The following is a 26,955-nucleotide window of genomic DNA, read 5'->3' as shown; positions in this document are numbered from 1 at the left end:
GTTTCGTGCATTTACTGCGGTGCAAAACATCAGGGCGCGTGAAATTGTGGCCTTTAAGCGTCATCCTTTGCGCAACGGCAGAGCTGCAAAGCCCGCGCCATAATTGGCAGCCACCGTTTGGCTGCGTTGATTAAGCTTTAACTTGTGGAGAGACAGATGGACAACTCACAAACCGGTACGCTTGGCACCGTTGAAACGGTAGCTAAGGGCTGGCGCAAGAGTGATACCGTGTGGATGCTGGGTCTGTACGGTACGGCGATTGGAGCGGGCGTGCTTTTTTTACCGATTAACGCCGGTGCAGGCGGGCTGATTCCGCTGATTATTATGGCGATTCTTGCCTTTCCGATGACCTATTATGCGCACCGCGCGCTGACGCGCTTTGTGCTTTCCGGTAAAAATCCCGGCGAAGACATCACCGAAGTGGTGGAAGAGCACTTTGGCGTCGGTGCCGGCAAGATCATCACCTTGCTCTACTTCTTTGCTATCTATCCGATCCTGCTGATGTACAGCGTGGCGATCACCAATACCGTCGATAGTTTTATCGTGCATCAGCTGGGCCTGGTTTCGCCGCCGCGTGTGCTTCTGTCGCTGATTTTGATTATCGGCATGATGACGGTGGTGCGCTTTGGCGAGCAGATGATTGTGAAAGCCATGAGCGTGCTGGTGTTTCCGTTTGTGGCCGTGCTAATGCTGCTGGCGGCTTATCTGGTACCACACTGGCATGGCGCGGCGCTGGAAACGTTGTCCCTGAGCCAGAGCGGCAGCGGTATCTGGATGACGCTATGGCTGGCGATTCCGGTGATGGTGTTTTCCTTCAATCACTCGCCGATCATCTCCTCTTTTGCCGTCGCCAAGCGTAATGAGTACGGCGATGGCGCTGAGAAGAAATGTTCACGCATCCTGGCGAATGCCCATCTTTTGATGGTGTTTACGGTGATGTTCTTTGTGTTCAGCTGTGTGCTGAGCCTGTCACCTGCTGATTTACAGGCGGCGAAAGATCAAAACATCACCATTCTCTCCTACCTGGCGAACCACTTTAATGTGCCGATGATTGCGTGGATGGGGCCGATCGTGGCGATGGTCGCCATTACCAAATCGTTCCTCGGCCACTACCTGGGCGCCCGTGAAGGTTTTAACGGCATGGTGGTGAAATCGCTGCGCAGCCGCGGTAAAAGCGTCACGCCGCAGCGCCTGAATCGTCTGACGACCGGCTTTATGCTGCTGACCACCTGGCTGGTGGCGACGTTGAATCCCAGCATCTTGGGGATGATTGAAACCCTGGGCGGGCCGATTATTGCGATGATTCTGTTCCTGATGCCGATGTACGCCATCCAGAAGGTGCCGGCAATGCGTCAGTACAGCGGTAAGATCAGTAACGTATTTGTGGTGATGATTGGCGTGCTGGCGATTTCTTCTATCGCGTATTCATTGGTGAATTAATCTTCGTCATCAACAAGGTGCGCATTAATGCGCACCTAACAATTTGGTAGGGTCGCCATTTATGGCGACCTGGCAAACCTTACACCGCAGCCGTTTTAAACACGCTCATTGACTGCGCCAAACGATCGGCCTGCTCCTGCAACGCCTGTGATGCCGCTGAGGCTTCCTGCACCAATGCGGCGTTCTGCTGCGTTACCGCTTCCATCTGCGTAATCGCAGAGTTTATCTCGCTGATCCCGCTGCTCTGCTCGCTGCTGGCAATGGTGATTTCGCTCATAATATCCGCCACGCTCTTTACGCTGTTGACCACTTCACCAATGGTGGAACCCGCATGCGTCACCAGACGGCTGCCTTCATCCACTTTCGCGACAGAATCCTCAATCAATACCTTGATCTCTTTAGCCGCAGAAGCAGAACGTGCTGCCAGATTACGCACTTCGGTGGCGACCACGGCAAAACCGCGACCTTGTTCACCCGCGCGCGCCGCTTCGACGGCAGCATTGAGGGACAAGATGTTGGTCTGGAAGGCAATGGAGTCAATCACGCTGATAATATCGACGATCTTCTTCGATGACAGGGTAATGGCTTCCATCTTCTCAATCACCTGTTCCATCACTACGCCGCCTTCTTTGGCTACGCTCGAGGTATTGGCGACCAGTTGATTGGCTTCGCGCGCATTCTCGGCATTGTGTTTCACCGTGGCGGTCATCTGCTCCATGGCAGAAGCCGTCTCTTCCAGCGAGCTCGCCTGCTGCTCGGTACGTGAGGAGAGATCGATATTGCCGCTGGAGATCTGATTTGACGCCACCGCGATGGTATCGGAACCCGCACGCACGTCCGAGACGATGGTCAAAAGATTGTCGTTCATCGCCTGCAGCGCCTGCATCAGCACGGCGGTTTCATCTTTGCCGGTAACTTCAATGTGTGAGCTCAGATCGCCCGCCGCCACTTTCCCGGCAATTTCTACCGCTTCGTTGAGCGGACGCACAATTGAACGCGTCAGCATAAAGCCCAGTACGATAGCGGCAGCAATGGCGATAGCGGAAAAGATCAGCGTCATTTCAATCGCCGATGAACCGTTATCAATAATTTTTGTGCCTTCCTGTTCCAGCTGTGCCGATTGAGAATTGGCAAAGGCTATCGCGCTATCCAGAAACGCGTTTTGCGTTTCGGTGATGGATTTCAGCACATAGGTGCTGGCCGCATCCGCATTGCCCGCGCGCACCAGCTCCAGCAACGCCTTTTTCTCTACTTCGAACTTGTCACTGGCGGCCAGCAACCCGGCAATTTTCTTTTTACCCACTTCAGTTACCTGAACCGCTTTGATTTTATTCATCGCGCTATTGGTATGTTCGGTGGCATCGGCGAGTTGCTGATAGCGTTTGACATTATTTTCGGGGCGCGTGGTATCAATCACGATGCCGCGCAGGTATTTAATCTGATCGTTGACGCCATCACGCACATCAAAACCGAGGCGCACTTTCACATAGCGATCTTCCACGATTGATGTGATGCCGGTTTTGATAGTGTTGATTTTGCTAATTGATGTCACACCGACGATGACGAGCAGTGCCACCACTAAACCAAAGGCGATGCCCAGACGGACGCCGACCTTCATATTCTTTAAGCTCAACATTGGATCTCCCCGTAATGCCAAAAATTGATGTTTCAAGATGGAAACGCAGGCAAGGCGCCCGCAGCAGGTTGATGTTTTTAAAGGTGAAAATAATTACGCAGCGTGACAAAACTGGTATGGCAGCACCGGCGCAAGCGCTTTCAGTTATCGGTTGTTAATGTGTTAACTTTAATTTTTTAGAGGTGGGTCACAGTTTGGTGAATGGTGTAAACGAGGATTTTTGGCTGGCATTACATATGTGCGTATGAGGTTGCCATAAATGGCGGATGCGGATTTCGTAGGGTGCGCATTTACGCGCACCGGGAAAAGGGCGAAAGGACTTAACGCGGCGTTTTCAGCACGCTGTGGATCACACTGGAGAGCTCATTGATTTCGAATTTTGCTACGTATCCATCGGCGCCCACTTTGCGCACGTGATCTTCGTTGGCGCTGCCGGAGAGCGACGAATGGATCACTACCGGGATATGGCGCAAAACGTTATCGCGCTTGATATTACGCGTTAAGGTAAAACCGTCCATCTCTGGCATTTCGAGATCGGTCAGCACTAGCGCGATCTTATCGTGGATCGACTCCGCGTTAGCCGCGGCTTCTTTTTGCATCTCGGTAATTTTGATCCAGGCTTCAAGCCCGGTGTTATGCATGATGGCCGGTATGCCCATGCTTTTCAGACCCTGCTCCAGCAGCTGGCGCGCCACTTTGGAATCTTCCGCCACAATAGCAACCTGACCTGGCTTCAAATTGAAATCTTTGGCCGTCTCTGCGCTTGGCTCAACGCCACGCACGGAAGGGATCACGTCATAGAGAATCTGCTCAACGTCCAGTACCATCGCCAGATTATTGCTCTGACCATCGGTATCCAGGCAGGCGATACTGGTGATGTTACGGCTACCAATGCCCGCTTCCGCGGTATGCACCTGGCTCCAGTCGAGACGGACAATATTCTCCACGGATTCAACGGCAAACGCCTGGGTGCTACGGGCATATTCGGTCACCAGCAGCAGATTCAGTCCGGTCTCTGGTTTACAGCCGGTCACCGCAGGCAGATCGATTACCGGTATAAACTGACCACGAATGCTCGCCATGCCTAGCAGCGGTGATTGCATACCTGCCGCGCGCGTAATGGTTGGCATGGGCACGATTTCACGCAGCTTAAAGACGTTGATGCCGTACAGCTCAGATTTGCCTTTCAGCTGATCGGAACCCAGGCGGAACAACAGCAGTTCGAATTTATTGGAAAGCGCAAGATTGGCGCGTTCATCGATCTCTTTCTGAAAATTATCCATCATGGCCTCGGGGCTGAATCTGGGCAGGGCAAAATCGCCATGATTAACTTATCGGCAGAAGGGCGAAAAAATGAAGGGAAAGGGGATGAAATTTTAGCGTGAGAGCGACGCCCTCACGCTTGAGGAGATTACTTCAGCAGGATGGCACGCACGCTTTTGCCTTTGATCTTGCCCTCTTTCAGCTTGATCAGTGCTTTTTTCGCCTGTGCGGCATCAATAGCAACATAGGCATGCGTTGCGGTCATGTCGATCTTGCCAATCTGATCGCCGCTGAATCCGGCTTCACCGGTCAACGCGCCGAGGATATCACCCGGACGGATTTTCGCTTTGCGGCCGCCATCAATGCACAGCGTCATTTTCGTGGCGGGCAACGGCGTCGCGCTGCTGCCTTTCAGCGTGCTGGAGGAAACCCAGTTGAGTTTCTGCTGCAGATACTCCTCCAGCGCATTCGCGCGCACCATTTCGTCGGGAGCCACAAAGCTCACCGCCAATCCCTTTTCACCCGCGCGCCCGGTACGACCGATACGGTGAATGTGTACCTCCGGATCCCACGCCAGCTGGAAGTTCACCACTAAGGCCAGCGATTTGATATCCAGACCGCGCGCGGCCACGTCGGTGGCGATCAACACCCGGATGCTGCCGTTAGCGAAGCGAATCAGCACGCGTTCACGATCGCGCTGCTCGAGATCGCCATGCAGCGCCAGAGCACTGATGTTGCGTTCATTTAGCGCAGAGGCGATGTCATCGCATTCACGTTTGGTATTACAGAACACCACGCACGATGCCGGCTGCTGCTGGCTGAGCAGGGCTCCGAGCAGGCTGTGACGCTCTTTGGCGCTGGCTTCAATAAACTGCTGCTCAATGGCCGGCAGTTCAGACTTATCTTCAGTGGCCACCGCCAGCGCATCGCGCTGGAAACGCTGGCTGAGGCTGGCAATGGTATCTGGCCAGGTTGCGGAGAACAGCAGCGTTTGCCGTGTTTCGGGGGTGAAACCAATAATCGCTTCCATATCGTCGCGGAAGCCCATCTCCAGCATGCGATCCGCCTCGTCCAGCACCAGCGTTTGCAGCTGGCTAAGATCGAGATTGTCGCGCTTGAGGTGATCGAGCAGACGGCCCGGCGTGCCCACCACGATATGCGGCGCATGGACCAGCGAGTCGCGCTGCGCGCTCATCGGCTGGCCGCCGCACAGCGTCAGGATCTTAATATTGCGGGTAAAACGTGCCAGCTGGCGCAGAACGTTGCTGACCTGGTCGGCCAGTTCGCGCGTTGGGCAGAGGATCAGCGCCTGCGTATGAAACTGGCTGTTGTCGATGCGGTTCAATAAGCCGACACCAAATGCGGCGGTTTTGCCGCTGCCGGTTTTCGCCTGCGCACGCACGTCGCGCCCTTCCAGAATGGCGGGCAGGGAAGCGGCCTGAATCGGCGTCATGGCGTCGAAACCCATCTCGCGCAGGTTATCGAGTTGGCTGGCAGGCAGTTGCGTCAGGGTAGAAAAAGCAGTCACGGAAATGTCTCTAATTGCGGGTAGGATTGCGGCGGTCAGTCTTGCAGAAAGGGCGGTGATCGGCAATGGCAAAAGCGCAGGTGGTTTACCCCGGAAACCAGTTAGCCTCGCCACCGCATTGTTGAGTTTATGAGCGAAAACTATCGCATAGTTCTAATGTTTTTGCGGTTGATTTTGTTGCGCCATGAGGGGGGTAGCATCAGACATCTTTAGCCAGTTGGGGTGATTAGCAAGAATTTGCCGCTTATTCAGCGCTTATTCGCCACCCTTTTGCAGGCGTTATGCTTATGTGTGCCTAAGGGCTGGGAAAATTCTGATTAAAGATTATGGTCGATTTGCTTTATATTTAGCGCGCCATTTGGCGAACGATTAAAACCCAAGATACTTCAGAGGTCATTTCATTGAGTCATTATGTCCAGGGACAAAACGAAGACATTCTGAAAATCGTCGGCCGCGCCGTGTTAACGCTGCATCTGCATGGGGAAACGTTATCTTCGGATAAAGTGAGCTCTATGATTGCCTGTTACGCGGAAGAAGAGCCTGTCAGCGACGATGAAAACCAGCGATTGTATGCGCTGGCGATTCAGATGCTTTCGTAAATCCAGCACTCATCGGGTGTGCGCATGCCACCCTTTTTATGTCGTACGTAAAGCCTCCTTGCGGAGGCTTTTTTGTTGCTGGCAGGACTCGAATGCGGGACGGTCGCCATCAATGGCGTCAATATGATTCGCGCATTGATTGGGACGGTCGCCATAAATGGCGACCCTACGGTGTTGTAGGGTGCGCATTTATGCGCACCTGGGAACATCAGGCGCTGAACACCGGCAATCCGCGCTGGAAGGTGGCGCGCACCGGGGAAATGCGTGCCACGGCTTCGGCGGAACAGCTGGCCTCGACCAACATCATGCTGGCTTCATCGTCCAGCTGGGGCCACTGCCGCTCGCCCTGATTCGACAACGGCAAAATTCCGCCGGTGGCTATGTGCAGTGCACGACTTAAGCCAAACTCATCAGAACCGCGATACAGCTGCGCATACACATTGGCTTTTTCCAGCATGCTGCCGCTACCAAACGGCGACCAGTGATCGATCACGCTATCGGTACCGGTCATCACCGTGATGCCCGCCGCCTGGAGCTGCGGCAGCGGCATGGTCAGCTTACCGATTGGGATGGTAGAAGCCACGCTCATCTGCTGCTCAGCCATGCCGGCAATCATCTGATCCAGCGCTTTGCCTTCAAGCGTTGCGAGCGCAAAGCCATGGCTCAGCGTGACTTTGCCTTTCAGCTGTGGATTTTTCGCTATGGTATCGATCATGTACTGAATGGCCGCCACGCCGGAGGGCGAGGTTTCGTGCAGGTGGATATCTACGCCGCGCTGGAAATCAAGCGCTATCTGGAACATCGCATCCAGCGACGCCTGCATCGCGCCATCCACGTTGGTTGGATCGAGTCCGCCGACGAACTCGACGCCCATCTGCATCGCTTCACGCATTAATCCATCAACCTTCGAGTGCAGCAAACCATGCTGCGGAAAAGCGACAATCTCACACGGGAATTGCGGATGGTTAGCCAATGCCAGCTTGAGATGCTCAAGACTTTTCAGGCCGCTAACCGGATCGATATTGCAGTGGCTGCGCGCTTCGGTGGTGCCTTTACTGTGCAACAAGCCAATGATCGCTTCGGCGCGTGCCTGTGAGGTGGGCAGCAGCTGCGGGATCAGCACCTGTTCCCGGGCAATCATATCCATGATGGTTTTGCCCTGACGCGGACGTGGTGCTTGCCACGGACCGCCGTAGAAGGTTTTGTCGAGATGGATATGCATATCGCGGGTGCGCGGCAGCAGCAGAGCGCCGTTGGCATCCCACTGGGGCAATGCGGCATTACGGGCCTTGCCTGCCGGTTCAATCGCGGCGAATTTGCCCTCTTTGACGGTGATGTCATACAGCGCGGTGCGCGTGGCAATCACGTCGTTACCGTCGCGCTCAAAACCCTCTTCGAGGCGCACATTGAGCAGCTGGTAATGGGCGACGCGCGGGGGTGGAGTATGAGGCTGCGTTTTTTCAGACAATAACGGTGAAGCTTGTCCGGCATAGCTGATACCGGCTGCCAGCAGGCTACCGGCGGCGGTCAGACTAAGAAATTCGCGACGGCTGGGAGAGGTGAGTTGCATCAGAGGCTCCATCAAATGAAAACGCCTAATCTGGCAAAACCCGACGCGGGGCGCTGCGATATTTTCCACTGACTGGCAGTGGGAAAATCACTGCCACTGCAAATGGCAAAACCTGACCAGCGCGGCGGCCAGTGCCTGTTGCAAATCGTCCTGCGGCGAACGGCAAAACAGTGCCAGTTCAAAATGGCTGATGTCAGGTAAACCTTCGGCTTCGCCTAATACGCGATGTTCAGGCAGGCGACAGCTGGCGGGCAGCAGGGTGACACCCAATCCGGCGGCGCTGGCGCTGGCAAGCGCGACGAGGCTGGCGCTGCTGTAGCTGATGCGCCAGCCGCGGCCAAGGTGATCCAGCGTCTGCGCCATCTCTTCGCGATACAACCCGAGCTGCGGGAACACCACCAGCGGTACCGGCGTTTGCTCAAAGCAGGGATGCGCGGCGCTATCCAGCCACAGCAGCGGCTCCGGGCGCGAGGCCAGCGGCCGCTCGCCGCCCGGCTGCTTGATCAACATGATATCCAGCTCTTCGCGCTGCCACGCGCGGTGCAGATCGACATACATGCCGCTCATGACATCCAGCCGTAGCTGCGGATGCTCGCGGCTGAATTCCGCCAGCAAACTGGCCGTGGGCGCGGCGAAATCTTCCGGTACCCCCAGGCGCAAAATGCCATCGCGCCATTTGTCGCTCAGCACATCGTGCGCTTCGCCGTTCAGGGCAATAATGCGCCGCGCATAACCGAGTAGTTTTTCCCCCTCTTCGGTTAACGCCACCTGATGCGACGTCCGCTCCAGCAGCGCTTTACCTATCATCTCTTCCAGACGGCGTACTTGCTGGCTGACGGTAGATTGCGAGAGATGCACGCGCTCGGCGGCGCGGGTAAAGCTGGTGGTTTCGCATACCGCCACAAAACTGAGCAGCTGCTGCGGAGTAAACATCGGTTGACGATTCATTTTTCCACTGGTCGCTATGGTGTTATTTCATTTCCAAATAGTACTGACTGCTGCGATGCTGGCAACCTTTTCACTATTGGATTGCGTATGAACCGACATTCCAACGGACTGACGCTCGCCGCTTTAGTGCTGGCTGGGCTGAATATGCGTCCGTTACTGACTTCAATTAGCCCGCTGCTCGGCCAGTTACGCCAGGCGATGGGGCTCTCTCCGCTGGCCGCCTCACTGCTGCCCGCCGTGCCGATGGTGATGATGGGGGCGGTTGCGCTGCTCAGCGCCTCGCTGATGCAGCGCGTGCCGCTGCAACGATTATTATTGGGCGGCTTAATCCTGTTATTGCTGGCGCTGCTGGCGCGTGGCGTGATCCATGACGGCAGTTGGCTAGTGATCAGCGCCTTGTTCGGTGGACTTGGCGTGGGCGTGGTACAGATGGCGATGCCGGGATTGATCCGTCAACGCTTTGCCCAGCGTAGCGCACCGGTGACCGGCTTATGGGCCGGCGCGCTGATGGGCGGCGGCGGGCTGGGAGCGGCGCTGTCGCCATGGCTCAGCGCGCAGTTCGGCTGGTCGCTGGCGCTAACGGGCTGGGCGCTACCGGTGCTGCTGGCAATAGCATTGTGGCTGTGCGTGCGCGTGCCTGCCGCAGCCAGCAGGGAGAAGATTGTGCTGCCAGCGCTGTGGCGCAAGCCGCGCGCCTGGACGCTGGCGCTGAGCTTCGGGCTGGTGAACGGCGGTTATGCAACCTGTGTTGCCTGGTTGCCGGATGCCTACCATCATCTTGGCTGGTCGGCGCAGGCCGGTGGCTCGCTGCTGGGGGTGATGATTCTGTGTCAGGTGGCTGGAGCGTTATTGATGCCGCTGCTGGCGCGCAAGGCCGATCGCCGTCCACAGCTGATTATTAGCCTGATTTGTCAGTTGCTCGGCATGAGCGGCTTTCTGTTTGCACCGCTGCTGGCACCGTGGCTGTGGGCCGCGATCGCCGGTTTTGGCCTGGGCGCGGCGTTTCCGCTGGCGATGGTGTTGGCACTCGATCACCTGCCGCATCCACAGGCTGGCGCACGGCTGGTGGCGTTTATGCAGGGGGCGGGTTTTATCATCGCCGGCTGCATGCCGTTTATCGCGGGCCAGCTTCAGGCATTCACCCACAGTTTCAGCAGCGTCTGGCTGATGCAAACCCTGGTGACAGTTGGGCTAATTGTGCTCAATCTGCGCTTCCATCCCCGCAGTTATGGTCGGGCCTTTGGTTGAATTAACGATAATTGGTCCTACCAAAATCGTTAAATGTTGCCATATCGTCACATAACACGAAAAATCACACCTGCTTCGTTGCTTTAGGTTAACAATGCATTAACTATCTGGAGCCAGAAAGCCCGGCGCCCTGAATGTGGTCCTACCAATTCAGGGCAGAACAGGGCAATAGCGGCGGCGCTCACCTGCATTAGCCGATGCGCCGCCCCCTTCTGGTCACCTCTGGAGTAAACGGCATGCAGGTATGGCAACAAAACTACGATCCGCTCGATAATTTGTGGCTCTCCAGCCTTGTGGCGGTGATCCCGATTGTGTTTTTTTTCTTCGCGCTGATTAAGCTCAAGCTAAAAGGCTATCAGGCGGGTACCGCCACCGTGGTGATTGCGCTGCTGGTGGCGCTGTTTCTGTACGGTATGCCGTTAGGCCAGGCGCTGGCATCCGTGGTCTACGGATTTTTATACGGTTTGTGGCCCATCGCCTGGATTATCGTCGCGGCGGTGTTTGTCTACAAAATCTCGGTAAAAACCGGCCAGTTCGACATCATTCGCGCCTCGATCCTGACGATAACGCCCGATCAGCGTTTGCAGATGCTGATCGTTGGCTTCTGTTTCGGTGCCTTCCTGGAAGGTGCGGCGGGCTTTGGTGCGCCGGTGGCGATCACCGCCGCGCTGCTGGTGGGTTTGGGTTTCAATCCGCTGTATGCCGCAGGGCTTTGCCTGATTGTGAACACCGCACCGGTGGCGTTTGGCGCGATGGGCATTCCGATTATTGTTGCCGGGCAAGTGACCGGAATCGACAGCTTCCAGATTGGACAGATGGCGGGGCGTCAGCTGCCGTTCCTCACCATGATTGTGCTGTTCTGGATCATGGCGATCATGGATGGCTGGCGCGGTGTGAAAGAGACCTGGCCGGCGGTGATCGTCGCAGGCGGATCCTTTGCCATCGCCCAGTTCCTAAGCTCTAACTTTCTTGGCCCGGAACTGCCTGACATCATCTCCTCACTGGTATCGCTGGTCTGCCTGACGCTGTTTCTGCGCCGCTGGCAGCCGGTGCGCATTTTCCGCTTTGAGCAGGCCGCGGTCGATGCGAACAATACGCAGCAGCGCTACAGCCTGGGCCAGATTGTGCGTGCATGGATGCCGTTCCTGTTTCTCACCGCCACCGTAACGCTGTGGAGTATTCCGCCGTTTAAAGCGCTGTTCGCCAAAGGCGGCGCGATGTATGACTGGGTGTTCACCGTGCCGGTGCCGCTGCTGAATGAACTGGTGGCGCGCATGCCGCCGGTGGTGAACGCGGCGACGCCATATCCGGCGCTGTTCAAGTTTGATGTGTTGTCGGCCACCGGTACGGCGATTTTGCTGGCGGCGGTATTGTCTGTCATCTGGCTGCGCATGAAGCCGAAGGCGGCAATCGAGACCTTTGGCGAAACGCTGAAGGAGCTGGCGCTGCCGATTTACTCCATCGGTATGGTGCTGGCATTTGCCTTTATCTCCAACTATTCCGGCCTGTCGGCGACCTTAGCGCTGGCGCTGGCGCATACCGGTAATGCCTTTACTTTCTTCTCGCCGTTCCTTGGCTGGCTCGGCGTGTTTCTTACCGGTTCAGATACCTCATCGAACGCGCTGTTTGCTGCGCTACAGGCAACAACGGCGCAGCAGATTGGCGTGTCGGATGTGTTGCTGGTGGCGGCCAATACCACCGGCGGGGTAACCGGCAAGATGATTTCACCGCAGTCGATTGCCATTGCCTGTGCCGCCGTTGGGCTGGTGGGCAAAGAGTCGGATCTGTTCCGTTTCACCGTCAAACATAGCCTGATCTTTACCTGCATGGTCGGCGTGATTACCACGCTTCAGGCTTATGTCCTCACCTGGATGATTCCATGACTGAACACACGCCGCGCTCAGCGGATACGCTACGGGCGCGCCTCTGCGCCTGGATGAGTGAACGCCAGCTTGAGCCGGGGATGCGTTTACCCTCGGAACGTGCGCTGTCAGCCGAATTGGGTGTTTCGCGCTCGTCGCTGCGCGAGGCGATTCAGCAGCTGATCAGCAGCGGCGTGTTAATCAGTAAACGCGGCGGCGGCACCTGGCTGTGTCAACCGCAGGAGCCGTGGCCGGAGCAGCGTATCGTTGAGCCGATTCGTCAGCTGCTGGCCGCCGATCCCGATTATCGCTATGACATTCTGGAAGCGCGCCACGCTATTGAAGCCAGTACTGCGTGGCATGCGGCGTTACGCGCCACGGAATCTGACAAAGAGAAGCTGCGCTACGCCTTTGACGCACTGCTGAAGATGCATGAGAGCGACGATCCCGATCTCGCCGCGCAGGCCGATCTGCGCTTCCATCTCGCCATCGCCGAAGCCTCACATAACGTGGTGCTGCTGCAAACCATGCGCGGTTTTTTCGATCTGCTGCAATCTTCGGTGCTGCACAGCCGTCAACGCATGTATACCCATCCGGTGATTTTCAATCGCCTGCACGAACAGCATCAGGCGATGTTTGATGCCGTCATGGCCGGCGACGCTGAAGCCGCGCGCCAGGCGGCGATGGATCACCTCGGTTTTGTGCACACCACCATGAAAACTCTGCATGAAGATGAAGCGCGGCAGGCGCGGATTACGCGTCTGCCGGGCCATGATTTACCTCAGCATAAGGAAAAAAACGGATGATCATTTCAGCTGCCAGTGACTATCGCGCCGCGGCGCAACGCATCTTACCCCCGTTCCTGTTTCACTATCTGGACGGTGGCGCCTATGCCGAGCACACGCTGAAGCGCAACGTCGCCGATCTCTCCGATGTCGCGCTGCGCCAGCGCGTGCTGAAAAATATGTCGGAACTGAGCCTTGAGACCAAACTGTTCAATGAAACTTTATCGATGCCGGTGGCGTTGGCACCGGTGGGACTGTGCGGCATGTATGCGCGACGCGGCGAAGTGCAGGCGGCACGTGCCGCGGCGCTGAAAGGCATTCCCTTTACGCTCTCTACGGTCTCGGTTTGCCCAATCGAAGAGGTGGCACCGGCGATTAACCGTCCGATGTGGTTTCAGCTCTACGTGCTGCGCGATCGCGGCTTTATGCGCAATGCGCTGGAGCGTGCCAAAGCCGCCGGTTGTACCACGCTGGTATTCACCGTGGATATGCCGACGCCGGGCGCGCGCTATCGTGATGCGCACTCGGGGATGAGCGGCCCGAATGCGGCCATGCGCCGTTACTGGCAGGCGGCAACGCATCCGCAATGGGCGTGGGATGTGGGGTTACATGGCCGTCCGCACGATCTTGGCAATATCTCTACCTATCTTGGCAAACCGACCGGGCTGGAAGATTACATTGGCTGGCTGGCGAACAACTTCGATCCGTCGATCTCCTGGAAAGATCTGGAGTGGATCCGCGAATTCTGGGATGGACCGATGGTGATCAAAGGTATTCTCGATGCCGACGATGCGCGCGATGCGGTGCGCTTTGGCGCCGATGGCATTGTGGTGTCAAATCATGGCGGGCGCCAGCTGGACGGCGTGCTCTCTTCAGCGCGCGCGTTACCGGCAATTGCCGATGCGGTAAAAGGTGACATTACCATTCTGGCCGACAGCGGTATTCGTAGCGGATTGGATGTGGTGCGCATGATCGCGCTTGGTGCCGATAGCGTGCTGTTGGGCCGCGCTTTTGTGTATGCATTGGCAACGCATGGTCAGCGCGGCGTGGAGAATTTGCTCAACTTGATTGAGAAAGAGATGAAAGTGGCGATGACGCTGACCGGTGCGAAATCCATTCACGAAATTACGCAGGCGTCGCTGGTGCAGGCCAATGCGCTGCTGAGCGAGGCAGGATTGAGCCCGGCACGGCCGCGCGCGGTGAGCTAAGCGCCAGCAAAATCAGGGAGGTTGTCTATACTCATTACCTGTCGAACTAAACAGGAGGAATGACATGACCATTCATAAGAAAGGATCGGCCCATTGGGAAGGCGACATCAAAGGCAAAGGAACGGTAAGTACTGAAAGCGGCGTGTTGAGCAATCAACCGTACGGTTTCAACACCCGTTTTGAAGGGCAGAAGGGTACCAACCCGGAAGAGCTGATTGGTGCAGCACATGCCGCTTGTTTCTCCATGGCGTTGTCGCTGATGCTGGGCAATGAAGGACATAAAGCGACCAGCATCGATACCACTGCTGATGTGTCGCTGGATAAAAAGGGCGAGGGTTTTGCCATCACCAAAATCGCGCTGACCAGCGCCATTGTGCTGCCAGGCATTGAGGATGCGAAGTTCGATGAGATTATCCAGAAAGCCAAAGCGGGCTGCCCGGTGTCTCAGGTACTGAACGCTGAGATCACGCTCGACTATACGCTGAATAAATAATCGCCCTTCCGGGTGACCAGCGTTAGAATCAACAATGCGCCTCAGGGCGCATTGTTGCTTTCTGTCATCTGGAGGGTGCGTGGCAAAAAAACTGGCTGCAACCAAACATTGGAAAATGATAGTGGTGCTGTTATGCATCTGTGGCGCGTTGATGCTGATTCGCTGGGCGGCCATGTTATGGGGCTGAAAGACTGGATTTGCAGCCACAAGCTCGGCGTGCTGGTGATGGTGATTTTAGTGCTGGAGCTGCTGCACTATCTGCTCACGGCGTCGTGGTTCCCGTGGCAGATTAGCTAATCAATCAGGCGTACTCGCCGTCTGTCTGGCGTACGTTACGCACGCTGCTGCGCGCAATGCGATAAGCCTTGCGTGGATCGCCCGCCACAAACTCAAAAGTTGGCGAGAAGTAAAACGGCAGCCAGCCGCCGAAGCCGCTCTCCCATTCCCAACGCACGGGGCAGGGCCAGAGAATGCCATCATACAAAATGTAATAAACCCAGCGTCCGTTTGGACGACGGGGGCGAGATGTTTTCATTGGATTCACAACGGTGATAGTGAAAAGCAGCTTATATTTTGAACGCTACAACCCATTCTTGCAATGCCGTCTGGCTGTTTTTTGCGCAACTGTAATAAAAATGGCACCGAATTAACGGTGCACTTCGCCACAAAGTAAGACCACGTTAGGCCGAACTTTATGGATGCGATCGGCCATTTGCTCACAGGCCATTTTGGTTGGGTAAATCCGCTCCGATACCGGCAACGCATCGCAGGCATCGTGCCCACACGCGCTCACTAACAAAACAAAACCAATCAGCATACTCAGACTCCTTTAACACCTTCTCGCTGGTACGGAATGTGTGGCTGGTCGTTCCCTTTTTTGATCCAGTATAGCTAAACGCGTCGGGAGTCAATTATCACCCTGAGCGGCTTTCTTGTTCGGTCGGCAAGATTATACCCATCGTGGCGCGCATCAGCAGCGTAATCTGGGCTAAACTGTGCGGCCCTGACAATAATGATGAGTGAGTAAACCATGTCTAACGAAATTGCCCATCCGGCCAGCAGCCCTAAACAAGCCGCTCTGCAGCTGGTGATTGAACTGGTCCGCGCGGGAAAACTGAGCCCGCTGCACGGCGATGCGTCAAATATGATCTCCATTTACGAGCAGTTCAAAAACCATTTCGAAGCGGAAAAAGCGTAGTTTTTCTGGTCAGCGATCGCCATGAATGGCGTAATGCCGCTCATTTGAGCCATAAAAACCGCGTTATGCAGGTGCGCATGAATGCGCACCCTACGAAAACCCTACGTTTAACTGACGAGCATTACGCCATGCATGACGGCCCTACAACAGCGCTTCTGCATGAGTGCGATCATACTCTGCCTGCGCGCGTTCCAGCGCAGGGCCATGCTCCAATGCCCAATCGTACAGCGCGATAAACGGCTGCTGTAGCGTCTGCGCCAGCGGCGTCAGGCTGTATTCCACCCCGATAGGTGCCGTGTTCAGCACCTCACGATTCACTAACCCATTGCGCTCCAGACGCTTTAACGCATCCGCCAACGCTTTATGAGTAATGCCATCCAGTCGCCGGCGAATTTCATTAAACCGCGCAGGCTGAGTGCAGAGCACAGTGAGAATTAAAATCGACCATTTATTGGTGATGTGCTCCAGGATTGGACGCGTTTTTCCTACCTCTCTCAAGCTGTTACCGTTGATTTCTGCCATGGCGATATACTCCGGGATATCTGGTATAAACAAAGTGCGTAATTGATATCAAGTATAAAATATATACCATCAGCTTTCTACCCAACCGGAGAAAGCAAATGAGCAGACTGGAAAAAAAAGTGGCCGTCGTCCTGGGCGGCGCAAAAGGGATTGGGCTGGCAATCAGCCAGCGTTTTGCCAGCGAAGGTGCGACAACCTGGTATACCTCGCGTCGTGATGAAGAGTTACAGGCGGCCGGCAGCACCATTACCGGTAATGCACACCCGTTGCGTGCCGATGTGAGCCAGCAAAGCGAACTCACCCGCATTATGGAGACGATCAAGACCGAAGCCGGGCAGCTGGATGTGCTAGTGATTAACGCGGGCATGGCCGAATACGCCACCATTGATGAGATCGGCGCAGAGCATTTCAATCAGATCTTCGGCCTCAATGTGCGCTCGCCGGTCTTTGCTTTGCAGGCAGCGCTACCGCTGCTGAAACCTGGCGCCAGCGTGGTGCTGATTGGTTCGATCGCCGATGTCATTGGTACGCAGGGTTACGGCGTTTACAGCGCCAGTAAAGCGGCGCTGCGCTCCTTTGCGCGCACCTGGACGCGTGAACTCTCCGCGCGTGGCATCCGGATTAATGTGGTGGCGCCTGGGCCCATTGATACCGATATGATGCAGGCGGCTTCTGAAGAGGTGCGCACGGGCATCACCAGCACCATTCCGCTGAGCCGCATGGGCAAGCCAGAAGAGGTCGCTAACGCGGTACTGTTCCTCGCCAGTGACGAGAGCAGCTATATTGCCGGGGCAGAGATCTGTGTGGATGGCGGTTTAACGCAGGTGTAAGGCGCTAGGTTTACGGCCATCGTATGATGGCTGTTTTCAGGCGAAATACCAGGCGGGCAGGATGGCAATCAGGTTATTCAGCGTATGCAGGAAAATCGGGAGCGCGAGGCTATTGCTGCGCAGGCGCGCATAGCATAATAGCAGCGAAAACAGCGTTAAGGCGACCAGCGTTTCCCAGTGCACATATTGGGTATGCATGGCGGCGAACAGCAGGGATGTCAGCAGCATGCAGGCAAAACGGCTTTTTGGCGCCCACAGTAGAAAACCTTGCAGTAAGAATCCGCGAAACAGCACTTCTTCAAACACCGGTGCCAGCAGCACCGCCGTCAGCAACAGAATTAGCATGGAGCTGCGTCCCTGCTGGGATTGCGCAATCAACCAACCTTCCGGCTGCAAAAACTGGGTTTGTGCCACCATCAACGCAAACAGCAGGCCAATAAACAGCAGCGCCTGCAGCGGACGCACATAGCCAAGCGGAATATCGCTACGACGCTGGCAATAAAAGCGGTAGAGCGGGTAAATCACGGCGAATTCGAATAAGCAAAGTACCGGCATCAGCAAGCCATCGTTACGCAGCACCCCATAGTTGGGAAACAGCGTAACAAGCATGGTCACAAGGTAATAGACCACAAAGCTACCAACGTAGAAGAGCGTTAACGTAACTTTGTCGGATTGCGTATCCATAGGCGACTCAGCGGACAGAGGAGAGCGCATAGTAGCAACGGCGGTGATCGCTGTCGAGGTGGTGTGCTGCACATTTGCGCTGTTCAAATATTCCACCGCCAAGGCTAAATCTGCGACGGCCAGCGCCGATAACCGATCAAACCTTACAGGGTGGAGAGGGGCGGTTGTTGCCCCTCATCCGCCTCTTTTCGCCGCCTGCATTTTACGAGCAATGCGCATGAATTCTGAGTATCACCGGCACCCGGCGTTAACCGCCAGGGCCAATATGGAGGCACATACGGTTCGGGTGACGCGGCGCAGTCTTCGCACCTTATCCTCGCTGCTGTTTGGCGTACTGCTTCTCTCTGTTGTAATGGTGCTGGTTATCGCCCATCGACAAAACCGCGACGCGATCCGCCAGGACGTCAATTTGATGCGTCAGGCGTGGCAGCAACAGCAGCAGGAGATGATTGTTGATGCGCGAGATTACGCCAACTGGGGCGAAGGCTGGAAAAACCTGCATCTCACGGTAAACAAAGTCTGGGCCTGGGATGAAGAGAACTTTGGCGCGGGGCTTTACAAGGAGTATCACTACGACGGTGTCTTTGTTGTCGATGGTGCCGGTAAAACCCGTTATGCGGTGGTTCGCGGCAAATTATCCGATGTGTCACTTGAGAGTTGGTTAGGTGCGCAAAGCGCGCTGTTATTGAACTCGGCGCGCACCCTGCGTGACGGAGTGGCGCGCAACGTTATCATAGATAACAACCCGGCGATTATGGTGGCCGCCCCCATTACGCCGGGAAAAGTCCCCGATTTACCAAGCCTTCCCGGTCCCGCTTCGGTGATGGTGTTCATCAATGTGTTTACCCCGGATAAACTGCAGGCGCTGGGTAAATCGCTAAATGTGATTGCGCCGCGTATTGCTGCGGATGTAGCCGATGCGCGGTATGAGCCGCGGCTGGTAGAGCCGGTGTTGCAGGGTGAAGCGATGGTGATTCGCTGGCAGCCGAAAGATCCGGGCTTTGGGGTGATCTGGCTGATGATGCCGCTGCTGCTGTTCACGGCACTGGCCGTGACGCTGGTTACGCGTCGGGTGCTGCGCCATGCTTTGCACAATGCCGTCATCTCCGATCGGCGCTTTGCATTGCTGGCCATCAGCCAGCGCGAATTGGCTGACAGCGAAGAACGCTTTCGCGATCTGGCGGAAGCCGCGTCGGACTGGATTTGGGAAATCGACGATCGCGGGTGTCTCTGCTATCTCTCGTCGCGTTTTGCCGTGGTAACCGGCCATGAAGTGAAAAGCTGGATGGGGCGCCCGCTCGACCAGCTCCTCAGTCATCCTAGCCATTCGCTGGTCTCCTGGCTGATGCGTCAGGGAGAAGAGGTGCAGCATGTGCCGCTGCGCTGCCAGTTTATGTCAGCCAGCGGCGAGCGACGTATTGGACAGCTGATGGCGAAGGCTATTCGCCGCAGCGGCCTGCGCACGGGGTTTCGTGGCACGGTGTCAGATATCACCCATGAAGTGGATGCAGAAGCGCGCATTCAGTTTTTGTCACGCCACGACATGCTGACGGGATTGGCCAACCGCGTCCAGCTGCAGGAGTATTTAACCGCGTATCTGGAGCGCGTCAGTGAAGAAGATCCGCTGTTCATCATCAGTTTTGATATCGACCAGTTCAAGCCCATCAACGATACCTGGGGCCACGCGGTGGGGGATGAGGTGCTGAATGAGGTTTCACAGCGCTTAAAAAGCCTGCTGGCACCCAATGAGCTGGCGGCGCGTCTTGGCGGCGATGCTTTTATTCTGCTGCTGCGTGAAAACAGTCGTGCGGGGGTGGAGTATCGCTGTCGGGCACTGCAACACATCGTTCATCAACCGATTTTCAGCGGCTCGCATCAGATCAGTTTGACCGCCAGTATGGGCATTGTTTCTGCGCCACAGGATGCGGCACAGCCGGAAGCGCTGCTGCGGCTCGCGGATATTGCATTGAGCCAGGCCCGCAGCGCCGGTCGCGATCAATGGATGTGGTACTCCAGCGATATGGCGAATCACCTGCAGTCAAAACGCGAGATGGTGCAGGCGATTGAACAGGCGCTGCAGTCAAACGCGTTTACGCTGCACTATCAGCCGCGTTATCAGCTGCAAAGCGGGCAGCTGGCGGGGGCTGAAGCGCTGATACGCTGGCAGGTCGCGGAGGGACAATGGATCACACCAGACCGCTTTATTCCTCTGGCGGAAGAGAAAGGGTTAATCACCGCCATCAGCGACTGGGTGCTAATGCGTGCCTGTCTCGATGCCAGTCACTGGGGCGAACATCGCTATGTTTCGGTGAATATTTCGCCGGTGGAGTTCCGTAATAGTGATTTGGTCAAGCGCGTCGCGCATGCGCTGGACATCAGCGGATTACCCGCGACGCGGCTGGAGCTGGAAATTACCGAAAACGTCACTTTCGAAAACCCGGATCGCGCGCTGGAGATCATGCAAGGTCTGCGCGCGCTTGGCGTGCGTTTAACCGTGGATGATTTTGGTACCGGCTATGCGGCGCTCGGTTATCTGAAAGCCTTCCCGTTCAATGGCTTAAAGATTGATCGTTCGTGGATGAAAGAGTTCCCAGAGTCGCAGCAGGCACAATCGGTGGTGGCCGGTATTGTGGGGCTGGCACGCGCGTTTGCGCTCACCATCACCGCAGAAGGGATCGAAACCGAAGCGCAGTTAAATGCGCTAAAAGCACTTTCTTGCGAGGAGGGACAGGGATATTTCCTGGGGCGTCCGATGCCGTTAGCGGCGTTTAATGCCCGGTTACAGGAGGAAGTTGCATCGTAGGGTCGCCATTCATGGCGTAATGCTCGTCAGTTAAGCATGCATCGGTCACCATGAATGGTGACCCTACGTGGATATCGCCGGGTTTTCGTAGGGTGCGCATTCATGCGCACCTGCATAAACAGGCATTTTTTTGCTTAAGTGAGCGGCATTACGCCATTCATGGCGACCAACCACATGCAGTGACTCAACGCACTCTAATCGCTACAAACGTCATCAATGCGGCGAAGCCAACAAAAATCACCAGTTCCATAATGACCTCCTCTAAGAATTGTCTTAGGTAATTTTAGTGGCTGAAGGATTGTTTTTTAGACAGTGCGTGCGATTAATCTTAAAAATTGAGAACAAGATCGCGCTTTAAAGCCGATCCAGACCCACTATCTGCTGTAAAAATTTTCGCTTCACGGTCGTGCTTTGTTACTCTCACCCACCGGTTGTCTATTTATCCAGGAGGAGAAACTTGTGACCCATTATGGAAAAGCGCTGCTGGTTACGGCCTTGTTTGCCCTGACCGCCTGCCAGTCTGCCAGCAAACCTGACACCAGTGCGGCGGCCAGCCACGATCCGGAAACCGATCAGTGTGGCGCATCGCAATATCAGAACTATGTTGGTCAACCGTTATCGACCCTCGACAACAAGCGCTTTGCCGTTCCGGTACGCGCGATTCCCTGGAATTCAGCGGTAACGATGGATTTCAATCTGCGTCGGGTGAATTTCGCGGCGGATCAGAGCGGTAAGATTTCACGGGTTTACTGCGGATAACACTAAACCGACATTGCATTGTCATCCGGCTGTCACAGCGCCGGGCGAGGATAGCTGCGCACTACGGAGATTTCCTCGTCACTCTCGAATATGCAATGCTCGTCTTATTTCTTCCCGCTTCGGCGGGAATTTTTTTATCGGTTGGCGTAATGCCGCCAATTGAGGAGTGATGATGAGACATACCAAAAAATTACTGTTGTTAGCCCTGCTGGTAAGCCCGCTGGCGCAGGCATCAAGCGAAGCGGCCTGGCAGCAGAACGACAATAACAGACTACAAAGCTGTCTTAAGGCCAGCGGTCTGAAGAGCGTGAAAGTGGTCGGCAAGCCGATCCAGTATGACGACCGCATCGGTATTGATGCGCTGCTGCTGGAAGGCCGCTATCCGCAGAAGCACATGAAGAACCAGGTCGGGCGCGAGCTATGCCTGTATCAGCGTCAAAGCGGTAAGGCGTTTGTCAGCGAAGCCGACCAGCTGCGCGCGGTGAAATAATCCTTCGGGCTGCTACTTCTGCGGCCCTGATTCCAGCAGTTTTGCCAGCAGCGCACGATAGCTTTGCAGCTGCTGCTCATCCCCGGCAAATTCCAGCTTATCGATTACGCGCGCAATAATGGCTTTGCTGGTCGCTGGCTGCCCTTCATCCATCATTTCGCGCATAATTGCCGCCAGCAAATCGCTCTCATGAGGCGCATGCCAGGCCGGACTGTTGAAGTAGTCGGTAATCGCCCGACTGGCGCTGTTTGGTTGGGTTCTCATGGCTGACCTCCGCAGAGACAACGATGCCCGCCGCCTGAGAGTAGCAGCATGGGGAAATAAGGTTTAAGCATGCGGACTGTCCAGAACGGGCAGTACGTCGCCAGCGATGGCTGGTTGTTTTTTAAACATAGATGCGGTGAAGACGATTGTCAGTAACGAGTAGACATATTTTTTCACGTTTGCCGGTCATCAGGATGCGCTTATCTTGCGGGGAAAGAGGTTTCAGCACATAAAGCCACTAAAAAAACGCTCTCTTGCATGATTTGCTGTGAGCAGAATCACGCTCTACAGCGTAAAACTGCGTTTTTACCCCGATGCCATGTTTTGCCGTCCAGTAATGTTACGGGATTGTTAGACTGAACCCTCGTTTCATTCTTCTGACGCTCACGCCCATGTTACGCTCCATCGAGTCCTGGAAAGTTAATCTGATATCGGTCTGGTTTGGCTGTTTTTTTACCGGTCTTGCCATCAGTCAGATCATTCCCTTCCTCCCGCTGTATGTTGAAGAACTCGGGATTCATGGCGGTAATGCGCTTAGCGTTTGGTCAGGGCTCACCTTTAGCGTCACCTTCATTGTGTCTGCGGCCGTTGCGCCGTTGTGGGGCAGCCTGGCAGACCGTAAAGGGCGCAAGCAGATGCTGCTGCGCGCCTCGTTTGGCATGGGCGCAGTGATCTTAATGCAGGCGTTTGTCACTCAGGCGTGGCAGTTGCTGCTGCTGCGCGCACTCATGGGGCTGACCTCCGGCTATATTCCAAATGCGATGGCGCTGGTGGCGGCGCAGGTGCCGCGTGAACGCAGCGGCTGGGCGCTGAGCTGTGTCTCTACCGGTCAGATTAGCGGGGTGATCCTTGGGCCGATGATTGGCGGCCTGTTGGCGGACTGGCTCGGATTACGCATGGTGTTTATTGTCACTGCGGTATTGCTGATGGTGAGCTTCCTGGTGACGCTGTTCCTGATTAAAGAGACCGGTTATACCCCGGTCAGCAAGAAAGACAAATTAAGTGGACGTGAGGTGTTTCGCAGTCTTGATAACCCGCGTTTGATGCTGTGCTTATTTATCACCACCATGGTGATCCAGATGTGCAACGGCTCGGTAAATCCAATCCTGACGCTGTTTGTGCGCGAACTGGCACCGAATGCGCAGAACATCGCCTTTCTCAGCGGCGTGATTGCTGCGCTACCGGGCTTCTCAGCGCTGATCTCAGCCCCGCGGCTCGGTAAATTGGGCGACCGTATTGGCACGCAGCGCATTCTCATCGCCACCATGATCGCCTCGCTGCTGCTGCTGGTGGCGATGTCATTTGTCACCAGCGCCACTCAGCTTGGTGTGCTGCGCTTCTTGCTGGGATTCGCCGATGGCGCCATGATGCCAGCAGTGCAAACGTTGCTGGTACGCCATTCACGCGATAACGTCACGGGCCGCATCTTCGGCTATAACCAATCGTTTATGTATCTGGGGAATGTGGCGGGGCCGCTGCTGGGGGCTGCAGTTTCGGCAGCCACCGGCTATCGCTGGGTCTTCTTCGCTACGGCGATGGTGGTATTCGCCAACGTGGTGTTGCTGCGTCGTTTTTATCGCCGCCCGAAAACCACGCTGACTCCACCGTTGAGCCAGCGTGATACAGAGGAAAAACCTACTGACGCAGCGTCAACGCGTAGTACCAGCGCTGCTGAGAAAGCAAAAACTCCGGGCTAACGCTCGGACTCCAGGAATCATCACCGCCGACGCCCATATGGAAGCCATCGAGATGCAGCCAGCAGCCATCCTCTTCCTGTAATAAGTGGCGATGTGAGGTTGCGCGCAGCTGTTCAAGGCTGTAACGACTGAGCGAGAAAGCGAAATCACCGCTGACCTGTAACCCATTGCACATTAAATGACGCGTGCCACAGCGCAAGCCATTTTCCCCTGGAAACACATACGCGGTGCTGAGCGCCGCCAGCGGAAGCTGCCAGCGGGAAAACTGCGCTGACAGCTGGCGGTCCGGATAGTTTTCGTGTGGTCCCAGACCGAGCCAATTCACCTGCTGTGGTGCTTGTATCAGCTGGCAGCGCAGGCCGATGCGCGCCGGAGGCGGTAAGCCCGGCGCCTGTTCCACCTGCACGCTTATCGACAACTCACCATTGCCACCAATTTGATAGCGTTTGTGACTGGTGAAAACCACTTCTCCGTGAGCCAGCCACTGATGCCAGGTTTCAATCAGCACGCTATGTTTCAGGCTATCGACCTGCATATCCACCAGCACCGCTTCTAGCGCATCGTAGCCCGCTCGTTTCCAGCGCTCGACCCACGCGTTGGGGTCAATGTTAGCGGCTTCGCTGGTGCCGATATCGTTATCAATCGGCGCACGAATAAAGCACTCCTGCAGCGGCGTCAGAAGCGTTTCTTCATCATCTACCCACCATTGCAGCAGCTCGCCGCTGCGGCGTGAGAAGTGCCAGCACTGCTGCGGCAACACCACCGCCACCAGCTCATGATTGGCGATAAGCTCAGGCGCGGTGGCACTGAGCGTTGGCGCGCGCGCAGGCAGTGCCGCAGGCAGCGGCCACTGATCCCAGGCGACGCGGGCATCCGCTTCGGACCACGGGGTGGCGTTGCGTTGATAAACCGCCACGTTGAGCCAGGCATTGCCCTGCAGATTCTCACTGACTGGCAGCGTAAACGACTGGTGACCTTGTGCCGCGAGATCGAGCGGCCATTCACCGCTGGCCAGGGCGATGCCGTCCTGCTCAATCGACCAGCGCAGGAGCTCGTTATCGCTGCGGCGGAACAGATATTCGCTGCTGACGGTAAAGCGATACGCATTGGTAGCATCTGGCTGGAACTGGAAGAATTGCTGCGCTCGCTGCGCCTCAAACAGCGCCGGATGCGGCGAGCGATCGGCAAAAACTAAGCCGTTCATACAGAACTGACGATCGTTGGGCGTATCGCCAAAATCGCCGCCGTAGGCTTGCCATGCCGCGCCGTTATCGTCATAGCGCGTCAGGCTTTGGTCCACCCAATCCCAGACGAAGCCGCCCTGCAAGCGCGGGAACTGCCGGAAGGCTTGCCAATACTTTTCGAAGCCGCCGAAGCTATTGCCCATCGCATGCGCATATTCACACAGGATCAGCGGGCGCGTTTCGCCAGGCAGGCCAATCCACTTCTTCAGCGACCATTTTGGTACGGCGGGGAAGGGCTGATCCTGATCGACGCGTGCATACATGGGGCAGACGATATCAGTGGCGGCCGTGTTTGCGCCGCCACCTTCGTACTGTACCGGACGGGTGGGATCGCTGCTTTTCACCCATTGATAGAGCGCATCGTGCGTGCTGCCGTGGCCGGATTCATTCCCCAGCGACCAGATAATAATGCAGGCATGATTGCGGTCGCGCTGCACCATGCGCGTCACACGTTCGCTGTACGCGGCAAACCAACGCGGATCGCTGGAGAGCCGATTCATTGGCTGCATGCCGTGGGTTTCAATGTTGGCTTCATCCACCACGTACAAACCGTACTCATCGCATAGCCGATACCACAACGGATGATTGGGGTAGTGCGCGCAACGTACGGCGTTGAAGTTATGGCGCTTCATCAATTCGATGTCGCGGCGCATGCTGGCTTCATCCACCACCTGGCCGTTTTCCGGATGGTGCTCGTGGCGGTTAACGCCGCGGATCAGCAGCGGCTTGCCGTTCAGGCACAGTTGGCCGTTCTCAATGCTGACGCGGCGGAAGCCAACGTCATAGGCTTCGGCCTCCAGCAGCATGCCATTTTCATCCAGCAGGCTAACCACGGCGCGATAGAGATGCGGCGTTTCGGCACTCCACAGCAGCGGTTGGTGAACCGGCAAGATCAGCAACGCGCGCTCTGGATAGTGACCGCGCTCGTCGATGATAGCGCTGCCGGGGGCTTGTTCTTGCTCCACAATACAGCTTTCGCCGCGCCACAAACTGACGCGCAAACGGCACTGCGCAAGCTGGCGAGTGCCCGCATCGATTTTGACGCTAACGCGCAGATCGCCGCGCAGGTATTCCGGGCTGAGCGCGGTTTCAATTTGCACGTCTGCCAGCTGCGTTGCTGGTTTATGCAGCAGCGTGACGTCCCGGAAGATGCCGCTCATACGCCACATATCCTGATCTTCCAGGTAGCTGCCATCGCTCCAGCGCAGCACCATCACGGCTAAGCGGTTTTGGCCCGGCTGTAACGCTGCGCTGAGATCAAATTCAGCGGGCAGGCGGCTGTCTTGCGAATAACCGATCCAGTGGCCGTTACACCACAGGAAAAATGCCGAGTTGACGCCATCAAAAATAATGCGCGTTTGACCCTGTTGCAGCCAGCCATTATCCAGATTAAATGTGAGCGAATAACATCCTGTGGGGTTTTCCTGCGGTACATATGGTGGCGTCACCGCAATCGGATATTGTACGTTGGTATAAATCGGGGTATCGAAACCATGCAACTGCCAGTTAGCGGGTACGGGCAGGGCGCGTGCATCAGGCTGATCCTGCTGCAGCCAGCTTTGCGGCACCGCTTCAGGCTGGGTGAAGTAGCTGAAGGTCCATTGACCGTTAAGCGACATGCGCGAGGGCGATGGGCGATCGTCGCGCGCATCCAATTCATCGCGCCAGCTGGCAAACGGTGGATGCGCATCCAGCCGGTTAAGGCTGGTGATCACCGGATTTTCCCAATCCCGGCGCGCCAGAATTTCACTGAGGGAAACAGCAGATAACTTCATGATAAGATCTCATTTATTGTAATGCGCTCACATTGCGTGAATTTGCGTCAGCTGTAAAGTGAACGACAGTGATTTTGCGAGAGCCATCGGCTGACTTGCATGCCAGCTG

The 26,955-nt window shown here is 56.1% G+C and carries 25 protein-coding genes; 14 read left to right on the top strand and 11 right to left on the bottom strand.

What is annotated here, in order from left to right:
- Nucleotides 1-156: 156 nt before the first annotated feature.
- Nucleotides 157-1,440, top strand: a complete 1,284-nt coding sequence (locus CRO19_RS04550) for an HAAAP family serine/threonine permease (protein WP_097094794.1) — start codon at nucleotides 157-159, stop codon at nucleotides 1,438-1,440.
- 79 nt (nucleotides 1,441-1,519) lie between these two features.
- Here CRO19_RS04550 and CRO19_RS04545 read toward each other — a convergent pair whose 3' ends face one another.
- The 3 genes from CRO19_RS04545 to dbpA all read right to left on the bottom strand — a co-directional run bounded on the left by CRO19_RS04545 (nucleotide 1,520) and on the right by dbpA (nucleotide 5,867).
- Entirely contained in the window at nucleotides 1,520-3,076 is a 1,557-nt protein-coding gene (locus tag CRO19_RS04545; RefSeq protein WP_097094793.1) for a methyl-accepting chemotaxis protein, read from the bottom strand.
- 320 nt (nucleotides 3,077-3,396) lie between these two features.
- Nucleotides 3,397-4,359, bottom strand: a complete 963-nt coding sequence (locus CRO19_RS04540) for a chemotaxis protein (protein ID WP_097097588.1) — start codon at nucleotides 4,357-4,359, stop codon at nucleotides 3,397-3,399.
- 128 nt (nucleotides 4,360-4,487) lie between these two features.
- A complete protein-coding gene (gene dbpA, locus CRO19_RS04535) occupies nucleotides 4,488-5,867 on the bottom strand; it encodes an ATP-dependent RNA helicase DbpA (protein ID WP_097094792.1) in 1,380 nt (459 codons plus the stop codon).
- 401 nt (nucleotides 5,868-6,268) lie between these two features.
- On the opposite strand from dbpA, the gene CRO19_RS04530 reads away from it, so the two are divergent.
- Nucleotides 6,269-6,466, top strand: coding sequence for a hypothetical protein (locus CRO19_RS04530; protein WP_039333073.1), 198 nt, complete (start codon nucleotides 6,269-6,271; stop codon nucleotides 6,464-6,466).
- Between the two features lie 208 nt (nucleotides 6,467-6,674).
- Here CRO19_RS04530 and CRO19_RS04525 read toward each other — a convergent pair whose 3' ends face one another.
- Entirely contained in the window at nucleotides 6,675-8,036 is a 1,362-nt protein-coding gene (locus CRO19_RS04525; protein ID WP_097094791.1) for an amidohydrolase family protein, read from the bottom strand.
- 87 nt (nucleotides 8,037-8,123) lie between these two features.
- A complete protein-coding gene (locus tag CRO19_RS04520) occupies nucleotides 8,124-8,984 on the bottom strand; it encodes a LysR family transcriptional regulator (RefSeq protein ID WP_097094790.1) in 861 nt (286 codons plus the stop codon).
- A gap of 87 nt (nucleotides 8,985-9,071) precedes the next feature.
- On the opposite strand from CRO19_RS04520, the gene CRO19_RS04515 reads away from it, so the two are divergent.
- The 6 genes from CRO19_RS04515 to yniD all read left to right on the top strand — a co-directional run bounded on the left by CRO19_RS04515 (nucleotide 9,072) and on the right by yniD (nucleotide 14,767).
- Entirely contained in the window at nucleotides 9,072-10,232 is a 1,161-nt protein-coding gene (locus CRO19_RS04515) for a cyanate transporter (RefSeq protein ID WP_097094789.1), read from the top strand.
- Between the two features lie 236 nt (nucleotides 10,233-10,468).
- The gene (gene lldP / locus CRO19_RS04510; RefSeq protein ID WP_097094788.1) at nucleotides 10,469-12,115 is read left to right on the top strand and encodes an L-lactate permease; all 1,647 of its coding nucleotides are present in this window, start codon (nucleotides 10,469-10,471) and stop codon (nucleotides 12,113-12,115) included.
- Nucleotides 12,112-12,900 carry a transcriptional regulator LldR gene (gene lldR / locus CRO19_RS04505; protein ID WP_097094787.1) on the top strand — a complete coding sequence of 263 codons (789 nt, stop codon included), beginning with the start codon at nucleotides 12,112-12,114 and terminating at the stop codon, nucleotides 12,898-12,900. The genes lldP and lldR overlap by 4 nt, the downstream gene beginning before the upstream one ends.
- On the top strand, nucleotides 12,897-14,087 hold the full coding sequence (gene lldD / locus CRO19_RS04500; protein ID WP_097094786.1) for an FMN-dependent L-lactate dehydrogenase LldD: 1,191 nt from the start codon (nucleotides 12,897-12,899) through the stop codon (nucleotides 14,085-14,087). Before lldR ends, lldD begins: the two co-directional genes overlap by 4 nt.
- Before the next feature lie 64 nt (nucleotides 14,088-14,151).
- Nucleotides 14,152-14,580, top strand: coding sequence for an OsmC family protein (locus CRO19_RS04495; protein WP_097094785.1), 429 nt, complete (start codon nucleotides 14,152-14,154; stop codon nucleotides 14,578-14,580).
- 79 nt (nucleotides 14,581-14,659) lie between these two features.
- Complete coding sequence (gene yniD / locus CRO19_RS26225; RefSeq protein WP_097094784.1) at nucleotides 14,660-14,767, top strand: small membrane protein YniD; 108 nt, start codon at nucleotides 14,660-14,662, stop codon at nucleotides 14,765-14,767.
- 114 nt (nucleotides 14,768-14,881) lie between these two features.
- On the opposite strand, the gene CRO19_RS04485 is transcribed toward yniD, so the two are convergent.
- Nucleotides 14,882-15,115 (bottom strand): hypothetical protein, encoded by a 234-nt coding sequence (locus tag CRO19_RS04485; RefSeq protein ID WP_064740385.1) that lies wholly within the window; start codon nucleotides 15,113-15,115, stop codon nucleotides 14,882-14,884.
- Nucleotides 15,116-15,226: 111 nt separating this feature from the next.
- On the bottom strand, nucleotides 15,227-15,397 hold the full coding sequence (locus CRO19_RS26070; protein WP_097094783.1) for a hypothetical protein: 171 nt from the start codon (nucleotides 15,395-15,397) through the stop codon (nucleotides 15,227-15,229).
- A gap of 213 nt (nucleotides 15,398-15,610) precedes the next feature.
- Between CRO19_RS26070 and CRO19_RS26065 the strand changes: the two genes are divergently transcribed.
- A complete protein-coding gene (locus tag CRO19_RS26065; protein ID WP_176519132.1) occupies nucleotides 15,611-15,778 on the top strand; it encodes a hypothetical protein in 168 nt (55 codons plus the stop codon).
- Between the two features lie 141 nt (nucleotides 15,779-15,919).
- On the opposite strand, the gene CRO19_RS04475 is transcribed toward CRO19_RS26065, so the two are convergent.
- Nucleotides 15,920-16,300: a winged helix-turn-helix transcriptional regulator gene (locus tag CRO19_RS04475; RefSeq protein ID WP_097094782.1), complete on the bottom strand. Its 381-nt coding sequence runs from the start codon at nucleotides 16,298-16,300 to the stop codon at nucleotides 15,920-15,922.
- A 98-nt stretch (nucleotides 16,301-16,398) separates the two neighbouring features.
- On the opposite strand from CRO19_RS04475, the gene CRO19_RS04470 reads away from it, so the two are divergent.
- Nucleotides 16,399-17,130, top strand: a complete 732-nt coding sequence (locus CRO19_RS04470; protein ID WP_097094781.1) for an SDR family NAD(P)-dependent oxidoreductase — start codon at nucleotides 16,399-16,401, stop codon at nucleotides 17,128-17,130.
- Nucleotides 17,131-17,166: 36 nt separating this feature from the next.
- On the opposite strand, the gene CRO19_RS04465 is transcribed toward CRO19_RS04470, so the two are convergent.
- Complete coding sequence (locus CRO19_RS04465) at nucleotides 17,167-17,814, bottom strand: CPBP family intramembrane glutamic endopeptidase (protein ID WP_097094780.1); 648 nt, start codon at nucleotides 17,812-17,814, stop codon at nucleotides 17,167-17,169.
- A gap of 217 nt (nucleotides 17,815-18,031) precedes the next feature.
- Between CRO19_RS04465 and CRO19_RS04460 the strand changes: the two genes are divergently transcribed.
- The 3 genes from CRO19_RS04460 to CRO19_RS04450 all read left to right on the top strand — a co-directional run bounded on the left by CRO19_RS04460 (nucleotide 18,032) and on the right by CRO19_RS04450 (nucleotide 21,866).
- On the top strand, nucleotides 18,032-20,617 hold the full coding sequence (locus CRO19_RS04460; RefSeq protein ID WP_097094779.1) for a bifunctional diguanylate cyclase/phosphodiesterase: 2,586 nt from the start codon (nucleotides 18,032-18,034) through the stop codon (nucleotides 20,615-20,617).
- A 459-nt stretch (nucleotides 20,618-21,076) separates the two neighbouring features.
- Entirely contained in the window at nucleotides 21,077-21,376 is a 300-nt protein-coding gene (locus CRO19_RS04455; protein WP_097094778.1) for an I78 family peptidase inhibitor, read from the top strand.
- 172 nt (nucleotides 21,377-21,548) lie between these two features.
- Nucleotides 21,549-21,866 carry a hypothetical protein gene (locus tag CRO19_RS04450; RefSeq protein WP_097094777.1) on the top strand — a complete coding sequence of 106 codons (318 nt, stop codon included), beginning with the start codon at nucleotides 21,549-21,551 and terminating at the stop codon, nucleotides 21,864-21,866.
- Nucleotides 21,867-21,878: 12 nt separating this feature from the next.
- On the opposite strand, the gene CRO19_RS04445 is transcribed toward CRO19_RS04450, so the two are convergent.
- Nucleotides 21,879-22,130 (bottom strand): biofilm development regulator YmgB/AriR family protein, encoded by a 252-nt coding sequence (locus CRO19_RS04445; RefSeq protein ID WP_097094776.1) that lies wholly within the window; start codon nucleotides 22,128-22,130, stop codon nucleotides 21,879-21,881.
- Between the two features lie 392 nt (nucleotides 22,131-22,522).
- Between CRO19_RS04445 and CRO19_RS04440 the strand changes: the two genes are divergently transcribed.
- A complete protein-coding gene (locus tag CRO19_RS04440; protein WP_097094775.1) occupies nucleotides 22,523-23,827 on the top strand; it encodes a multidrug efflux MFS transporter in 1,305 nt (434 codons plus the stop codon).
- Here the strand turns inward: CRO19_RS04440 and CRO19_RS04435 are convergent.
- The gene (locus tag CRO19_RS04435) at nucleotides 23,766-26,846 is read right to left on the bottom strand and encodes a beta-galactosidase (protein ID WP_097094774.1); all 3,081 of its coding nucleotides are present in this window, start codon (nucleotides 26,844-26,846) and stop codon (nucleotides 23,766-23,768) included. The two genes, CRO19_RS04440 and CRO19_RS04435, sit on opposite strands and share 62 nt — an antisense overlap.
- Between the last annotated feature and the right edge of the window lie 109 nt (nucleotides 26,847-26,955).

The sequence above is a fragment of the Candidatus Pantoea floridensis genome, assembly GCF_900215435.1.
Classification (GTDB): Bacteria; Pseudomonadota; Gammaproteobacteria; order Enterobacterales; family Enterobacteriaceae; genus Pantoea; species Pantoea floridensis.
Note: the sequence above shows the minus strand (reverse complement) of the source record. Positions and strands in the feature narration are given on the sequence as shown.

What these genes read in the sequence shown, in the direction of transcription:
- CRO19_RS04485 (WP_064740385.1), bottom strand. Translation starts at nt 15,115, where the DNA reads ATGAAAACATCTCGCCCCCGTCGTCCAAACGGACGCTGGGTTTATTAC.
- CRO19_RS04520 (WP_097094790.1), bottom strand. Translation starts at nt 8,984, where the DNA reads ATGAATCGTCAACCGATGTTTACTCCGCAGCAGCTGCTCAGTTTTGTG.
- CRO19_RS04450 (WP_097094777.1), top strand. Translation starts at nt 21,549, where the DNA reads ATGAGACATACCAAAAAATTACTGTTGTTAGCCCTGCTGGTAAGCCCG.
- CRO19_RS04525 (WP_097094791.1), bottom strand. Translation starts at nt 8,036, where the DNA reads ATGCAACTCACCTCTCCCAGCCGTCGCGAATTTCTTAGTCTGACCGCC.
- CRO19_RS04475 (WP_097094782.1), bottom strand. Translation starts at nt 16,300, where the DNA reads ATGGCAGAAATCAACGGTAACAGCTTGAGAGAGGTAGGAAAAACGCGT.
- lldP (WP_097094788.1), top strand. Translation starts at nt 10,469, where the DNA reads ATGCAGGTATGGCAACAAAACTACGATCCGCTCGATAATTTGTGGCTC.
- CRO19_RS04435 (WP_097094774.1), bottom strand. Translation starts at nt 26,846, where the DNA reads ATGAAGTTATCTGCTGTTTCCCTCAGTGAAATTCTGGCGCGCCGGGAT.
- CRO19_RS04465 (WP_097094780.1), bottom strand. Translation starts at nt 17,814, where the DNA reads ATGGATACGCAATCCGACAAAGTTACGTTAACGCTCTTCTACGTTGGT.
- CRO19_RS04445 (WP_097094776.1), bottom strand. Translation starts at nt 22,130, where the DNA reads ATGAGAACCCAACCAAACAGCGCCAGTCGGGCGATTACCGACTACTTC.
- CRO19_RS04460 (WP_097094779.1), top strand. Translation starts at nt 18,032, where the DNA reads ATGAATTCTGAGTATCACCGGCACCCGGCGTTAACCGCCAGGGCCAAT.
- CRO19_RS04470 (WP_097094781.1), top strand. Translation starts at nt 16,399, where the DNA reads ATGAGCAGACTGGAAAAAAAAGTGGCCGTCGTCCTGGGCGGCGCAAAA.
- CRO19_RS04440 (WP_097094775.1), top strand. Translation starts at nt 22,523, where the DNA reads ATGTTACGCTCCATCGAGTCCTGGAAAGTTAATCTGATATCGGTCTGG.
- CRO19_RS26070 (WP_097094783.1), bottom strand. Translation starts at nt 15,397, where the DNA reads ATGCTGATTGGTTTTGTTTTGTTAGTGAGCGCGTGTGGGCACGATGCC.
- CRO19_RS04515 (WP_097094789.1), top strand. Translation starts at nt 9,072, where the DNA reads ATGAACCGACATTCCAACGGACTGACGCTCGCCGCTTTAGTGCTGGCT.
- CRO19_RS04545 (WP_097094793.1), bottom strand. Translation starts at nt 3,076, where the DNA reads ATGTTGAGCTTAAAGAATATGAAGGTCGGCGTCCGTCTGGGCATCGCC.
- CRO19_RS26065 (WP_176519132.1), top strand. Translation starts at nt 15,611, where the DNA reads ATGTCTAACGAAATTGCCCATCCGGCCAGCAGCCCTAAACAAGCCGCT.
- lldD (WP_097094786.1), top strand. Translation starts at nt 12,897, where the DNA reads ATGATCATTTCAGCTGCCAGTGACTATCGCGCCGCGGCGCAACGCATC.
- lldR (WP_097094787.1), top strand. Translation starts at nt 12,112, where the DNA reads ATGACTGAACACACGCCGCGCTCAGCGGATACGCTACGGGCGCGCCTC.
- CRO19_RS04495 (WP_097094785.1), top strand. Translation starts at nt 14,152, where the DNA reads ATGACCATTCATAAGAAAGGATCGGCCCATTGGGAAGGCGACATCAAA.
- CRO19_RS04540 (WP_097097588.1), bottom strand. Translation starts at nt 4,359, where the DNA reads ATGGATAATTTTCAGAAAGAGATCGATGAACGCGCCAATCTTGCGCTT.
- CRO19_RS04550 (WP_097094794.1), top strand. Translation starts at nt 157, where the DNA reads ATGGACAACTCACAAACCGGTACGCTTGGCACCGTTGAAACGGTAGCT.